Source organism: Streptomyces sp. NPDC046915 (assembly GCF_040644935.1).
In the GTDB taxonomy this organism is placed as follows: domain Bacteria; phylum Actinomycetota; class Actinomycetes; order Streptomycetales; family Streptomycetaceae; genus Streptomyces.
Genome location: NZ_JBEYXB010000007.1, coordinates 247604 through 261567, shown reverse-complemented (window position 1 = coordinate 261567; position 13964 = coordinate 247604). Strand labels below are relative to the sequence as shown.

Annotated in this window: 11 protein-coding genes; 2 read left to right on the top strand and 9 right to left on the bottom strand. The window is 71.2% G+C overall.

The window, feature by feature from the left end; all coding sequences use genetic code 11:
• Window positions 1–72: 72 nt before the first annotated feature.
• The 8 genes from ABZ915_RS20195 to ABZ915_RS20160 all read right to left on the bottom strand — a co-directional run bounded on the left by ABZ915_RS20195 (window position 73) and on the right by ABZ915_RS20160 (window position 10010).
• A complete protein-coding gene (locus ABZ915_RS20195) occupies window positions 73–612 on the bottom strand; it encodes an arginine repressor (RefSeq protein ID WP_361804537.1) in 540 nt (179 codons plus the stop codon).
• 7 nt (window positions 613–619) lie between these two features.
• Window positions 620–1816: an acetylornithine transaminase gene (locus ABZ915_RS20190; protein WP_361804534.1), complete on the bottom strand. Its 1197-nt coding sequence runs from the start codon at window positions 1814–1816 to the stop codon at window positions 620–622.
• Window positions 1813–2721, bottom strand: a complete 909-nt coding sequence (argB, locus tag ABZ915_RS20185; protein WP_361804531.1) for an acetylglutamate kinase — start codon at window positions 2719–2721, stop codon at window positions 1813–1815. Before argB ends, ABZ915_RS20190 begins: the two co-directional genes overlap by 4 nt.
• Entirely contained in the window at window positions 2718–3869 is a 1152-nt protein-coding gene (argJ, locus tag ABZ915_RS20180; protein ID WP_361804528.1) for a bifunctional glutamate N-acetyltransferase/amino-acid acetyltransferase ArgJ, read from the bottom strand. Before argJ ends, argB begins: the two co-directional genes overlap by 4 nt.
• On the bottom strand, window positions 3866–4894 hold the full coding sequence (gene argC, locus ABZ915_RS20175) for an N-acetyl-gamma-glutamyl-phosphate reductase (protein WP_361804525.1): 1029 nt from the start codon (window positions 4892–4894) through the stop codon (window positions 3866–3868). The genes argJ and argC overlap by 4 nt, the downstream gene beginning before the upstream one ends.
• A gap of 75 nt (window positions 4895–4969) precedes the next feature.
• Window positions 4970–6385, bottom strand: coding sequence for an MFS transporter (locus ABZ915_RS20170; RefSeq protein ID WP_361804522.1), 1416 nt, complete (start codon window positions 6383–6385; stop codon window positions 4970–4972).
• Window positions 6386–6475: 90 nt separating this feature from the next.
• On the bottom strand, window positions 6476–7201 hold the full coding sequence (locus ABZ915_RS20165) for a HEAT repeat domain-containing protein (protein ID WP_361804519.1): 726 nt from the start codon (window positions 7199–7201) through the stop codon (window positions 6476–6478).
• Window positions 7202–7343: 142 nt separating this feature from the next.
• Window positions 7344–10010, bottom strand: coding sequence for a YfhO family protein (locus ABZ915_RS20160; RefSeq protein WP_361804516.1), 2667 nt, complete (start codon window positions 10008–10010; stop codon window positions 7344–7346).
• A 619-nt stretch (window positions 10011–10629) separates the two neighbouring features.
• Between ABZ915_RS20160 and ABZ915_RS20155 the strand changes: the two genes are divergently transcribed.
• Window positions 10630–11070, top strand: coding sequence for a carboxymuconolactone decarboxylase family protein (locus ABZ915_RS20155; protein WP_361804513.1), 441 nt, complete (start codon window positions 10630–10632; stop codon window positions 11068–11070).
• Here the strand turns inward: ABZ915_RS20155 and ABZ915_RS20150 are convergent.
• Window positions 11057–13540, bottom strand: a complete 2484-nt coding sequence (locus ABZ915_RS20150; protein ID WP_361804510.1) for an alpha-L-arabinofuranosidase C-terminal domain-containing protein — start codon at window positions 13538–13540, stop codon at window positions 11057–11059. The two genes, ABZ915_RS20155 and ABZ915_RS20150, sit on opposite strands and share 14 nt — an antisense overlap.
• Before the next feature lie 168 nt (window positions 13541–13708).
• Between ABZ915_RS20150 and ABZ915_RS20145 the strand changes: the two genes are divergently transcribed.
• Window positions 13709–13963, top strand: a complete 255-nt coding sequence (locus ABZ915_RS20145) for a hypothetical protein (RefSeq protein ID WP_361804507.1) — start codon at window positions 13709–13711, stop codon at window positions 13961–13963.
• The last annotated feature ends 1 nt before the right edge of the window (window position 13964 follow it).

Here is a 13964-nt window from a genome sequence, read left to right as displayed (position 1 = left end):
CCCAGGGGCGCGGGGAACTGCGCGACCAGCCCCCACACACCCGCAGTCGGCACACAGCAGTCACCACGCCACTCAGTGCCCGTTCTGAGCCAGCCTCAGCAAATGGTCCGCCAAGGCCTGCCCACCCGTCGGCTCCCGGCTGATCAGCAGCAGCGTGTCGTCGCCCGCGATCGTGCCGAGGATGTCGTGCAGCTCGGCCTGGTCGATCGCCGAGGCGAGGAACTGGGCCGCGCCGGGCGGGGTGCGAAGGACCACGAGATTCGCCGAAGCCTCGGCGGAGATCAGCAGCTCCTGGGACAGGCGCCGCATCCGCTCCTCCTTCGCCGACTCCCCCAGCGGAGCGCGAGGCGTACGGAAGCCTCCCTCGCTCGGCACCGCGTAGATCAGGTCGCCGTCGGTGTTGCGGATCTTCACCGCGTTCAGCTCGTCGAGGTCCCGGGAGAGCGTCGCCTGGGTGACGCTCAGCCCGTCGTCGGCGAGCAGCTTCGCCAGCTGGCTCTGCGAGCGCACCGGCTGCCGGTTGAGGATGTCCACGATCCGGCGGTGGCGGGCGGTGCGGGTCTGCGGCACGGCAGGCCCTCCGAACTGCTCGTGATCCTGCGCCTGACTCATCGTCGCCTCATTCTCCGGCTCGTCCGTCCCCGTGACCTGCGTCGAGGATGCCGGGCAGTGCCTGGAGAAGGGCGTCCGCCTCGTCGTCGCCGAGGTTCAGCGGCGGCATCAGCCGGACGACGTCGGGAGCGGGCGCGTTCACCAGGAAACCGGCCTCCTGAGCCGCCTGCTGCACCTGGGGCGCGAGCGGCTCGGTGAGCACGATACCCAGGAGCAGGCCCGCACCCCGGACATGGTCGATCAATGAGTGGCCCAGTGCCTCGATTCCGTCGCGCAACTTCTCGCTCTGCCGCTTGACGTTCTGAAGCAGCCCCTCGTTCGCGATGGTGTCGAGGACGGCGAGTCCGGCGGCGCAGGCGACCGGGTTGCCGCCGAAGGTCGTCCCGTGCTGGCCCGGCTGGAGCAGTTCGGCGGCGCGGCCGAAGGCGACGGTGGCGCCGAGCGGCAGTCCGCCGCCGAGCCCCTTGGCGAGGGTCACGACGTCCGGCAGGACGCCCTCGTGGGCCTGGTACTCGAACCAGTTGCCGGTACGGCCGACACCGGTCTGCACCTCGTCGAGGACCAGCAGCGACCCGGTGGCCGCGGTGATCGCGCGGGCCGCCTTCAGGTACCCGGCGGGCGGGACCACGACCCCGTTCTCGCCCTGGATCGGCTCGATGACGACGAGCGCCGTCTCCTCGGTGACCGCGGCGGCCAGCGCCTGCGCGTCGCCGTACGGCACATGGGTGACGTCGCCGGGCAGCGGCAGGAAGGGCTCCTGCTTGCCGGGCTGGCCGGTGAGCGCGAGGGCACCCATCGTCCGGCCGTGGAAGCCGCCCTGGGTGGCGACCATGTGGGTGCGCCCGGTCAGCCGGCCGATCTTGAAGGCGCCCTCGTTGGCCTCGGCGCCGGAGTTGCAGAAGAAGACCTTGCCGTCCCGGCCGAAGAGCTGGAGCAGCCGCTCGGCGAGGGCGACGGGCGGCTCGGCGACGAACAGGTTGGAGACATGGCCGAGGGAGGCGATCTGCCGGCTCACGGCCTCGACGACGGCGGGGTGGGCGTGGCCGAGCGCGTTGACCGCGATGCCGCCGACGAAGTCGGCGTACTCCTTGCCGTCGGCGTCCCACAGCTTCGCGCCCGCACCGCGCACGAGGGGCAGTCGCGGCGTGCCGTAGTTGTTCATGAGCGCGCCCTGCCAGCGTGCCGTCAGTTCCTCGTTGCTCATGACTCCCCCTCTTGCTCGTCGGGCACGACCATCGTGCCGATGCCTTCGTCGGTGAAGATCTCCAGCAGGATCGAGTGCTGGACCCGGCCGTCGATGACGCGCGCGGTCTGCACGCCGCCCCGCACGGCGTGCAGGCAGCCCTCCATCTTCGGCACCATGCCGGCGGACAACTCCGGCAGCAGCTTCTCCAGTTGGGAAGCGGTGAGGCGGCTGATCACCTCGTCGGAGTTCGGCCAGTCCTCGTAGAGGCCCTCGACGTCGGTGAGGACCATGAGGGTTTCGGCGCCAAGTGCCGCAGCGAGAGCCGCAGCCGCCGTATCAGCATTGACGTTGTAGACATGTCCGTCGTCCTGGGATCGGGCGATCGACGAGACGACCGGGATGCGGCCGTCGGCGAGCAGCGCCTCGATGGCGCCCGTGTCGATCTCGGTGATCTCGCCCACCCGCCCGATGTCGACCAACTCCCCGTCGATCTCGGGCTGGTGCCTGGTGGCGGTGATGGTGTGCGCGTCCTCGCCGGTGAGGCCGACGGCGAGCGGCCCGTGCTGGTTGAGCAGCCCGACCAGTTCGCGCTGCACCTGTCCGGCGAGCACCATGCGTACGACGTCCATGGCGTCCTCGGTGGTGACGCGCAGGCCGGCCTTGAACTCGCTGACGATGCCGTGCTTGTCGAGGGCGGCGCTGATCTGCGGGCCGCCGCCGTGCACGACGACGGGCTTGAGGCCGGCGTGGTGCAGGAAGACGACGTCCTGGGCGAACGCGGCCTTCAGCTCCTCGTCGATCATGGCGTTGCCGCCGAACTTGATGACGACGGTCCTGCCGTTGTGCCGGACCAGCCAGGGCAGCGCCTCGATGAGGATCTGGGCCTTGGGCAGAGCGGTGTGTTTCCGGGTCACATTGCTCATGAGGAGTACGCGCTGTTCTCGTGGACGTAGTCGGCGGTGAGGTCGTTGGTCCAGATGGTGGCGGTCTCGGAGCCGGCGGCGAGGTCGGCGACGATGTGCACCTCGCGGTAGCGCATGTCGACGAGGTCGCGGTCCTCGCCCACCGAACCGTTCTTGCACACCCAGACGCCGTTGATGGCGACGCCCAGCTGGTCGGGTTCGAAGGCGGCGGACGTCGTGCCGATGGCGGACAGGACGCGGCCCCAGTTGGGGTCCTCGCCGTGCAGGGCGCACTTGAGGAGGTTGTTGCGGGCGATGGAGCGGCCCACCTCGACGGCGTCCTCCTCGGTCGCGGCGCCCACCACCTCGACCTTGATGTCCTTGCTGGCGCCCTCGGCGTCGCCGATGAGCTGCCGGCCCAGGTCGGCGCAGACGTCGCGTACCGCCGCGGCGAACTCCTCGTACTCCGGGGTGAGACCCGAGGCGCCGGAGGCGAGCAGCAGCACGGTGTCGTTGGTGGACATGCAGCCGTCGGAGTCGACCCGGTCGAAGGTGACCCTGGTGGCGTCCCGCAGGGCCCGGTCCACAGTGGCGTCGTCCAGGTCGGCGTCGGTGGTGAGGACGACCAGCATGGTGGCGAGGCCGGGGGCGAGCATGCCCGCGCCCTTGGCCATGCCGCCGACGGTCCAGCCCTCCTTGGTCACGACCGACGTCTTGTGGACGGTGTCGGTGGTCTTGATGGCGATGGCGGCCTTCTCACCGCCGTGCTCGGAGAGCTGGGCGGCGGCCTTCTCCACTCCGGGGAGCAGCTTGTCCATCGGGAGGAGCACACCGATGAGGCCGGTGGAGCAGACGGCGACCTCGATGGCGCCCCGGCCGAGGACCTCGGCGGCCTTCTCGGCGGTGGCGTGGGTGTCCTGGAAGCCCTTCGGTCCCGTACAGGCGTTGGCGCCACCGGAGTTGAGGACGACCGCCGACACCTGCCCGGCCCCCAGCACCTGCTCGGACCAGAGCACCGGTGCCGCCTTGACGCGGTTGGAGGTGAAGACGCCCGCGGCGGCGCGGCGCGGCCCGGTGTTGACCACGAGGGCCAGGTCCGGGTTGCCGTTCTCCTTGATCCCGGCGGCGATGCCCGCCGCCGTGAATCCCTTGGCTGCCGTGACACTCACGGTGCGACTCCGATCGTGGAAAGCCCGGTGGTCTCGTCGAACCCCAGGGCGAGGTTCATGCTCTGCACGGCACCGCCCGCGGTGCCCTTGGTCAGGTTGTCGATGGCGCTGATCGCGATGATGCGCCCCGCCGTCTCGTCGTACGCGACCTGCACCTGAACGGCGTTGGAACCCTGGACGGACGCGGTCGCGGGCCACTGCCCCTCGGGGAGGAGGTGCAGATACGGCTCGTCGGCGAAGGCCTTCTGGTACGCGGCCCGCACGGACTCGGCGGTCACGCCGGGGACCGCCTTCGCACTGCATGTGGCGAGGATCCCGCGGGGCATCGGCGCGAGCGTGGGCGTGAAGGAGACGGTGACCCGCTCCCCCGCCGCCGCGCTCAGGTTCTGGATCATCTCCGGGGTGTGCCGGTGGCCGCCGCCGACGCCGTACGGCGACATGGAGCCCATCACCTCGCTGCCCAGCAGGTGCGGCTTGGGCGACTTGCCCGCGCCCGAGGTGCCGGAGGCGGCGACGATCACGGCCTCGGTCTCGGCGAGATGGGCGGCGTAGGCCGGGAAGAGCGCGAGGGAGACGGCCGTCGGGTAGCAACCGGGTACCGCGATGCGCTTGGACCCCTCCAGCGCGGCGCGGGCACCCGGCAGTTCGGGGAGGCCGTAGGGCCAGGTTCCGGCGTGCGGGGAGCCGTAGAACCTCTCCCAGTCGGCCGGGTCCTTCAGCCGGAAGTCGGCGCCCATGTCGACCACGAGCACATCGGGTCCGAGCTGCTCGGCGACCGCGGCGGACTGTCCGTGCGGGAGGGCGAGGAAGACGACGTCGTGCCCCGCGAGGGCCTCTGGTGTGGTCTCGGCCAGCACCCGGTCGGCCAGCGGCAGCAGGTGCGGCTGGAGCGCGCCGAGCCGCTGCCCGGCGTTGGAGTTGCCGGTCAGGGCTCCGATCTCGACCTCGGGGTGCGCGAGGAGCAGCCGCAGGACCTCTCCGCCCGCGTATCCGCTCGCTCCGGCCACCGCCGCACGTACCGCCATGTCACCCTCCTCTGGATGGCATGACTATACGTTTCGCTGCACGTTTATGCAATCGGGTTCCATGCAATGCGGGATCTATGCGGGCCGGGCCCTGGCCGGCACGCACCGCCACGCGAGGGCGGCGGCCGTGAGATAGGCGAGGGCTCCGATGATCATGCTGGTGCGCAGTCCGGCCCCGTAGCCGGCGCCGGTGGCGAGCAGGCTGCCGCCGAGCGCCACACCCATGGCACTGCCGATCTGGCGGGTGGTGTTGAACAGGGCGGAGGCGGCCCCCGCGTACGCCGGGGGCGCGGCGCCCATCACGGTGGCGGTCGAACCGGTGAGCGCGAAGGACGTGCCGAAGCCGGTGGCCATCATCGGGACCACCAGCAGCGGATAGGCGGGATCCAGACCCGCCGCGGCCCAGCCGGCCAGCCCGAGGGCACCCAGGAGCATGCCGGAGATCACCAGCGGCCGGTCACCGGTGCGGCGGGTCAGCCGTCCGGACAGGACGGAGGCGAACGTGGTCATCGCCACCGCCGGGAACAGCGCCAGGCCGGTTTCGAGGGCGCTGAAGCCGCGCTGGTGCTGGAAGTCCAGGCTGGCGGTGAACACCATGCCGTAGAAGCCGAAGTTGAAGAGCAGGCCGATGGCGGCCCCGCCGCTCATCGTGCGTGAGCGCAGCAGACGCGGCGGAAGGGCGGGAAACCGGGCGAGCCGCTCGCGCAGCACGAACGCTGCGCCGGCCGCCGCGGCCAGGCCCAGCCCGGCGAGAACGGCCGTGTCGGACCAGCCGCGCCGTCCGGCCTCGTTCAGCGCGGCGGTCAGCAGGGCCACGCCCGCGACCACGGCGCACTGCGCCGGCCAGTCCAGGGCCCGGTCGGGGTGCCGCGGCGAGGGAGCGACGTACCGCGAGGTCAGCACCAGGCAGGCCACGCCGACCGGCAGGTTGATGAGGAACACCCACCGCCAGCCCACCGTGGACACCAGCAGCCCGCCCAGCAGCGGCCCGGCGGAGGCCGCGATGCCCGCCATCGACCCCCACAGGCCGAAGGCGCGTGAGCGGGCCGTCGGCGCCGGATAGGCCTCCTGGAGCAGGGCGAGGGAGCCGGGGACGATCAGCGCCGCGCCGAGCCCCTCCACCAGGCGGGCCCCGACGAGGAAGGGGGCGCTCGGCGCGAAGGCGCACGCGGCCGAGGCCACCGTGAACACCACCACGCCGGAGCAGAAGACGCGCCGGTTGCCCAGCCGGTCGCCCAGCGCGCCACCGGTCATCAGGAACCCGGCGAAGACCAGGGTGTACCCGTCCGTGATCCACTGGATGCCGGTGAGCGAGGCCGACAGGTCCCGGCCCACCACGGGCACGGCGACGTTGATGATCGTGACGTCCAGGATGACCATGAAGTATCCGGCGCACACGGCGAGCAGGGGCGCCACGGAGCGCCGTGCGCCCGTCGGGGCCGGCGCCGGGGGTCCCGGTTCGCCGCCACCGGCCGACTCCGCGAAAGGCACCTCGCCAACCCCGTCCTGTCCGCGGAATCCGTGAGCAGTCAGCATGCTAATCGGGTCGAAACAGGGGATCGACGACATTCCGCCCTGTGTTCACAGATCCGCCGCGTCGATCCAGCTGATCGTCGCCACCCGGTCCGGCGCCACCGCCGCGGCCTCGGCGGCCAGGAGGGCCCAGTCGCGGCAGTGGGCGACGGTCTCGGACCAGGGACGGCCGCGGTCGACGTCCCAGTCGATGCCGGGGCCACCGGCGCCCCGGCGGCCACCGTCCGGCAGGACCTCCCAGAGCTGGAAGTACAGCACCGCCTGCCCGTGGTCGGCGAGATCGCGGATCACCTCGGCCAGGTGCCCCACCGGCCAGAGGCCGTTCAGCATCCCGCCCGGCCGCCTGAGCGCGGCCGACCGCGCCGGGAGGACGACCTCGCGGGCACCCAGCTCGGTGAGCGCCCAGCGCAGCCCCTCGCCCTCGCAGTCGTCGGGCGCCGCGCCGCGCCGCCGGAAGGCGTCGTAGGCCTGCCGCAGCCGTGGCACGGCCCGCCGGACACCCAGTTCGGCCAGCGCCTCGGCCGTCCACTCCCGTACGGTCGCGCTCTCGCTCGCCAGCATGCCGATCAGGACGTCGGCCGGGCGTGGGTCGGCGAGCGCGGTGAACACCTCGATGGCGCACAGCTGCCCGAACGGGTTGAGCGCGGGAGCCGCCGCGATCAGCGGCTCCAGCACGCCTGGCCCCAGGGCGGTCAGCGCGTGCTGGGCGTCCTCGGCGACCTCGGTCGACTCGGCGTCCAGGTCGGCCACGAGGCGGGTGATCTCGTCCTCCATGGCGATCAGTCTGCCTCAGGAATTACCGCTGGCACATCACCGGAATGGAAGACCTCCAATGACGGGTGAAGCCCACATTCGGCGGCCACCATGCGGAATAGGACTCCCAAGTAGATGCAGCGGGAAATCACCGATGCCGCGGTCAGCCGACGCCGGTCATACGCTCCCGTGGCCGTGCGGTCGTGGGCGCCGGCGCCGGCGGTTCCGTGGCACGCCGTCGGCGGCGGACGGCGCCGAGGACGCCGAGCAGGACCAGGGTGAGGAGCGAGGCGGCCCCGACGGTCGTGCCGAGGCGTAGCCCGGGTGGGTGGAACGTGCACGTGACGCTGGTCGAGGAGCCGTCGAGAGGGACCCCGATGAGACCGTAGTACTCCTTGGCCGGTACGGCGGCGGCGTCGCCCGCGGCACAGCGCCAGCCGGCCGTCCGCGGGACCGCCACGACCGCGGTGCCCGTGCCGCCCGCGGGAAGTTCGGCCCGGATGGTGCCGTCGGAGACGTGCACCCGGGTGGCGCCGGTGGTCTTGAGCCGCTGGACGACCGTGTGCAGCCGGGCGGTGTCCAGGCAGCCGACCGCGCCGTACGGTATGCGGCCGGCCCGCTCGGGGGCCAGTTCGACGCGGAGGCGTCCGGAGGACGGGACCCTGCCGAGCGGCTGCATGGCGGCGATCCTGGCGCCGGAGGGTTCGGACCTGAACCGTGCGGCCGGCCGGCCGGCGGGGTCACCGGCCAGCCATGCGGTGCCCGAGAAGCGCGGTGCCCACAGGTACGCCTCGCTGCCGGCCGGACACCGGGCCGTGATCGTCGGCCTCCCGACGGTCCCGGGGGCCGGGGCGCCGACGAGCAGTCCGGGATGCGCGGCGTCGCCGCCGTGCGGGGGCTTGCCGGTGGCGGTCCGGACCGTGAGGCGGGGCACGGTGTAGACGCGGGTGCCGAGCAGCAGTTCCTGATTGCGGTACGGCGACGGCCCGAAGGCGGAGACACCCGTGCGCCGGTGTGCGGCGGTGCCGGACGGCCGCACCGTGACCAGGGGCGGAACGTCACTTCGGGAGACGGTCAGATGACTGCCGTCCTGGGGTGGCCACTTGTGATGGGGGTCCGGCGGGGAGTGCACCCGCGCGCCGACGGAGAAGATCACGTCCGTGACGGCGTTGTCCAGGCTCTGCGGGCTCCGGCCGCCCGAGGTCCAGCCGGCCCCGAGGGCGGTGAGCGTGCGGAAGAGGACGTCGGAAGTGTGGCTGCTGTAGTACTGGGCGCCCTGGCCGCCCACCAGCAACGGGTCGTTGCCGACGGTCTGTTCCCGGCCCGGGTCCGTACGGTAGCGGGGCCAGCCGTCGGCCTCGGTGATCGCCTGCGACTGCTGCCGCTGCCGTTCGCCCCAGGGGGCGTAGTTGTCCATGTTCGCGAACCGCTGCCGGGTGGTCGCGGCGGAGTTGGCGGTGGCCTCCCCGAACTGCGCACCGACGAGCAGCGCGACGGTCAGCCCGGTGAGCACGGTGCCGCGCGTACCGCCGGTGAGCCGCCCGCCGTGCGTCCCGGCGAGCAGGGCCAGCCCGCCCAGCGCGCCCACGGCGGCGAGCAGAAGCACCGGCCAGGCGTACGGGCGTATCAGATGACTCCGGCTGGCGACGGCCACGATCAGTACGAGCAGGGCGCTCGCGGCGAGCAGCGCGCGCCGGTCGGGCGGGCCGTACGACAGCGAGTGCCAGGCGGCGATCACCAGCAGCGCGCACAGGACGAAGGCCTGGCGGTACGGACTGCCCTGCGGTGCGGTGAAGGCGTGCCAGGCGAGGTGGGTCGGGTTCCACTGCATCGACAGCGTCACCGCGACCACCAGCAGTGTCCACCCCGTGCGCACCGCGGCGGGTGCCGCCCGGTGGAACGGCAGGGCCAGGGCGAGCAGCAGCGCCGTGATGCCCACGTACACGGCCGGCGTGCCGAAGCTGTACGTCGTCGGCAGCAGCCGGGCCGCCAGGTCCTCCCCCGTCGCCGGGACGAACTCCTGGAACCTGCTCGGGGAGGCGTGCTTGGAGCCGAAGTACACCACCGTCACCAGCGGTGCGGCCAGGCCCATGCCGAGCGCGAAGGTGAGACCGGCGCGGCCCGCCGCCGCGAGTGCCCGCCGGCGCGGCAGGCCGGCGAGCAGCAGCCGGAGCAGCAGCACCAGCCCGGCGCCGACGGTGGCCATGTAGGCGGTGTAGAAGTTGGCGATCCAGGCGGCCGTGACGACCAGCACGGCGAGCAGCGGACGCCGTCCGGTCAGCGTCCATTCGCCGGCCAGGCACAGCAGCGGCAGGGCGATGAGTCCGTCGAGCCACATCGGGTTGTACGAGGCGGCCGCCACGCTCCAGCCGCACAGGGCGTAGGAGGCGCCCAGCAGTCCCGCGGCCCACCAGCGGCCCGGGCGCAGGGTGAGCAGCAGAAAGGCCATGGCGGCGGCCGCGCACCCCGTCTTCAGCACGGTGATCACGTACACCGCGAGGTCGATCCGGTCCCGTGGGAACACCCCCACCAGCAGGGCGAACGGGCTGCTGAGGTAGGTGCCGAAGTCGGGCAGGAAACTGGAGCCGAAACCCGACTGCCAGTTGACGAGGAGCCCGCCGTCCGCGCGTCCGTGCAGCAGGTCCCACAGGTGTGCGTGGAAGGGCACGTACTGGTTGCCCAGGTCGTTGACGCTCCGGGTCCGGGGGCCGAAAGGGTAGCTGCGGGCCATGACGTCGCCGGCGCATAACGCGGTGACGGTGAGGACCGCCGCGAGCAGGGAGGCGGCCCGCCGGACATTGCCGCCCCCGGGCAGTATGGTGCGTCGCATTCTCGGAAAGCCCCCCAGTGAATTTCGTCGATCCACCCCCTTAGACGGGCCGGATTTCAGAACGGTTGTGTCATCACCGAAAAGTGGGTGAGGGAATTCCGAATATGCGAAGCGAGGTGTCACGTAAGGGATTTCCGACTTTCGGGTGAATAGGAGCTGTCTGACGAATGACCGGCCGGTAAATGGGCTCGGCCGAAGCCCCGACGGAGGCGGCGCTTGACCTGGAGCGCGCTCCAGGTTCTACCGTTCTTGCCATGACCAGCGGACAGCCGTTCCCGGGGGCCCGGGAGACCTCTCTGACCATCGCGCAGGTCGCCGAGCGCACCGGCCTCTCGCACGACACGCTGCGCCACGGCCGGCCTGGCCTGGCTGGAGTTCCTGCTGCGGCTGCGCGAGACGGGCATGTCGATCGCGGACATGCAGCGCTACGGTCGCCGACCGGCTGGCGATGCTCCGCGAGCACCGCGCCGGCCTGATGGAGCGGATCCGGGTGCTCAGGCGCAATGCGGCGGCGCTGGACGACAAGATCGAACTCCCCCACGCCTGAAGGGCGCGGGGGGACCCCCATCGAACGGCTGCTGGGCCCGGAGCCCGGGCAGCCGGGAACGGAAGACGCGACATGAGCGAGAGCACCACCCGTGACGAGCGTTTCGCCCACGGCCTGGAGGTCCTGAAGAGGGTCGACGGCGAGGCCGGTCAGCGGGTCGTCGACTCACTCGCCGACATCAGCCCCGAACTGGGCCACCAGGTCGTCTCCTGGGCCTTCGGGGAGATCTACGACCGCCCCGGACTCGCCCCGCGCGACCGCCAGTTGGTGACCCTGGGCGTGCTCACCGCGCTCGGCGGCTGCGAGGCCCAGCTGGACGTGCACGTCAACGCGGCCCTCAATGTGGGTCTCACGCCCGAGCAGATAGTCGAGGCGCTGCTGCACTCGGCCGTGTACTGCGGCATGCCGCGGGCGCTGAACGCGACCTTCGCCGCGAAGAAGGTCTTCGCCGAACGCGGGCTGCTGCCGGTGGGGCAGCAGCCCGCGGACGGGACCGCGGCTACTTCTGCCTGATCCGCAGGAAGGTGACGGAGTTCGCCGGGAAGGTGTACGTGAACTTGTCGGCGACCCTCCGGTAGGTGGAGGTGACGGGGGCGACCGGGGTGGCCGTCTCCGTGTTCACCGCGTCGGGCGCGGCGGCCAGCGTGGTCACGCGGGCCTTGCGGGACACCTTGGCGCCGCCCAGGTCGATGGCCGTACGGGCCGCCGAGGACTGGGCGTTGACGACCTTCACGATCAGGTCACCGGTCTTCGCGTCCCGGGTCACGACCTGCCGGAAGGGTTCGGCCGGCTTGTCGTCGGTGAAGCTGCCCCACTCCTGGCCGTCGAGGTAGAGGGTGACCTGACGGCCGCGCACCTTCACGTCGACGTCGTAGCTGCGGCCCGTCTCCACCGACCCCGCCTTGGAGAGCAGCGTGGACTTGCCGCCGTCCACGGCCTGTTCGACGGCGTTCTGGGTGTTGTTCCAGCCGCCCAGGTTCCACCAGTAGTAGTTACCGGTGTCCTTGACGCCGAAGGCGACGAGGAAGCCCTCCTTGCCGGACTTCTTGGTGGCCTTCACGTGCAGGTCGTAGTCGTGCCAGGCGGTGTCGCCGGCGGAGACCATGGTGTTCTCGGCGGCGGTGTCCGTCTGGACGTAACTCCCGTCCTGGACGCTCCAGCTGCCGGTACCGGTGTGCGTCCACTGCGCGGCGTCGCCGGAGAAGTCGTCGGTGAGCAGCGTCTTCCCGTCGGCGCCGGTCACCTTGACGTCGTCGTAGGCGGCACTCGTGCTCCACGTCGACAGGCCCACGGCGCCGGTGATGGGGGCGAGCAGCGACGGTGTGCCCGTCGCCTTCGAGGGCACCACCCGGTCGCCCACGTTGTTCATGAAGAGCTTCTGGACCTCGTAGTCGGCGGAGCCCCAGGAGGCGTGGTTGTTGAACCACACCATGTCCGGCCTCCACTGGACGTAGTCCTCGTTGGCGAACAGCGGGGCGTAGGAGGCCAGTTCGACGACGTCCGCGTTGCGCTCCAGGCCGGTCATGTACGCGGCTTCGGCGAGGCCGTTCTTGAAGGCGTTGCCGCCGGAGGCGTACTCGCCGAGGAAGACCTTGGGCCCGGTGCGGTCGTAGGAGTCGTAGCGGTCGTTGTTCTGGAGGAACCACTGCGGGCTGTTGTAGTAGTGCTCGTCGACCATGTCGACCTTGGCGTCCTTGTTGAGCTTCCAGGCCGTGTCGAAGGTGGAACCGGAGTCGTCCGGGCCGGCGTTGGAGATCACCTTCATGTACGGGTACTTCGCCTGGATGGCCGCGCGGAACTGCTTGAAGCGGGCGAAGAACTCGTCCGGGAGGTTCTCCTCGTTGCCGACCTCGATGTGGGTGAGGTGGAAGGGCTCGGGGTGGCCCATCTCGGCGCGCTTCTTGCCCCAGGTGGAGGTCACCGGGCCGTTGGCGAACTCGACGAGGTCGAGGGTGTCCTGGATGTGCCGCTTGAGCAGCGCGTCGTCGTCGACGGCCTTGTTCTGGCCGCAGCCGGTCACCAGGGCGGGGACGACGGGCAGGGGCATGGCGCCGATGTCCTCGGCGAAGCGGAAGTACTCGTAGTAGCCGAGGCCGTAACTCTGGTTGTAACCCCAGAAGTTGGAGTTGGTGGCGCGCGTCTCGACCGGGCCGATGGTGTCCTTCCACTGGTAGGAGCGCTTGCGCTGCCAGCCGGAGGCCTCGCTGTAGTCCTGCATGGAGCCGGTGTTGACCAGACAGCCGCCGGGGAAGCGCACGAAGCCCGGGTGCAGTGCGGCGACCTTCTCGGCGAGGTCCTTGCGCAGGCCGTTCGGCTCGTGCTTGTAGGTGTCCTGCGGGAACAGGGACACCATGTCGAGGGCCGCGGCGCCGGAGGAGGCGACGGTCAGGCGGCCGGTGGTGCTGGTGCGGGTCGCCTTGAACGTGACCTTGTACTGGGCCCAGCCGCCCTTCACGGCCACCCTGCGGGCGGTCGCCGGCGTGCCGTCGGCGTCCTGGAGGGTGACGGTGAGGGTGGTGCCGCTCGCCGCGCGGGCCCAGACCGAGAAGTCGTACTTCTGGCCCTGCTCGACGGCGATACCGGTGTTGTAGCCGGAGTTGGTGACCGAGGAGCCGGCGCCCAGGGAGAGGTAGTCGCGGTTGCGCTCGTCGAGCCGGCCGGAGTCGTTCACGACCTGCGCGGTGCCGGTGACCGTCCAGGCGGTCAGGGGGGTGTACGACTTGTTGTCGTCGGTGGAGTACTCGAAGGACCGGTTCTGGACGAGTTCGGCGTACAGGCCGCCGTCGGCGGCGCGGTTGATGTCCTCGAAGAAGACGCCGTACATCGTGTCGTCGATCTTGGCGCCCTTGGCAGCCGGGTCGACAGTGATCGCGTAGTCGGTGACGTCCTCGGCGTGCGCCGGGGCGGGGACGAGGCCGACGGCCAGGAGGAAAGCGCTTGCTCCTAGGCCGAGTCTGAGGCGGTTGCGGGTGGTGCGTGACATGGATACTCCGCGGCTCTGGGGTCGGTGCGGTCGATGCGCTCGTCGGTGACGTCGCAGACGTTGCAGAGATTGCATCGTTCGGGATATCGGACAGCGGTCAGCACTTCGAACGGCAAGATAGGCAGGAGGCATGAGCGCGTCAATGGGGCGGGACGTATCGTCGACGGTATGGATGCGACGCTGTTGCCGTACCTGGTCCTGCTCGCCGGTCTCACCGTGGTCCTGGGTCTCTTCACCTGCCTGGCCCGGCTGATCCGGCGGCGAGGGTCCGCGGGGGCGGGCGTGGGTGCGGCCCTGGCCGCGTACGAGGAGGCCTTCCGCGCCACGAGTCACGCCTCGCACCACGAGATCCGGGCCCAGGCCGAACGCGAGGCGCCGGCCGATTCCCCGGACGGGTGGCACCGCCGGCCGAAGCGGGGATGAC

What these genes read in the sequence shown, in the direction of transcription:
- argC (WP_361804525.1), bottom strand. Translation starts at nt 4,894, where the DNA reads ATGGCGGTACGTGCGGCGGTGGCCGGAGCGAGCGGATACGCGGGCGGA.
- ABZ915_RS20155 (WP_361804513.1), top strand. Translation starts at nt 10,630, where the DNA reads ATGAGCGAGAGCACCACCCGTGACGAGCGTTTCGCCCACGGCCTGGAG.
- ABZ915_RS20145 (WP_361804507.1), top strand. Translation starts at nt 13,709, where the DNA reads ATGGATGCGACGCTGTTGCCGTACCTGGTCCTGCTCGCCGGTCTCACC.
- ABZ915_RS20190 (WP_361804534.1), bottom strand. Translation starts at nt 1,816, where the DNA reads ATGAGCAACGAGGAACTGACGGCACGCTGGCAGGGCGCGCTCATGAAC.
- argB (WP_361804531.1), bottom strand. Translation starts at nt 2,721, where the DNA reads ATGAGCAATGTGACCCGGAAACACACCGCTCTGCCCAAGGCCCAGATC.
- ABZ915_RS20165 (WP_361804519.1), bottom strand. Translation starts at nt 7,201, where the DNA reads ATGGAGGACGAGATCACCCGCCTCGTGGCCGACCTGGACGCCGAGTCG.
- ABZ915_RS20195 (WP_361804537.1), bottom strand. Translation starts at nt 612, where the DNA reads ATGAGTCAGGCGCAGGATCACGAGCAGTTCGGAGGGCCTGCCGTGCCG.
- ABZ915_RS20150 (WP_361804510.1), bottom strand. Translation starts at nt 13,540, where the DNA reads ATGTCACGCACCACCCGCAACCGCCTCAGACTCGGCCTAGGAGCAAGC.
- ABZ915_RS20160 (WP_361804516.1), bottom strand. Translation starts at nt 10,010, where the DNA reads ATGCGACGCACCATACTGCCCGGGGGCGGCAATGTCCGGCGGGCCGCC.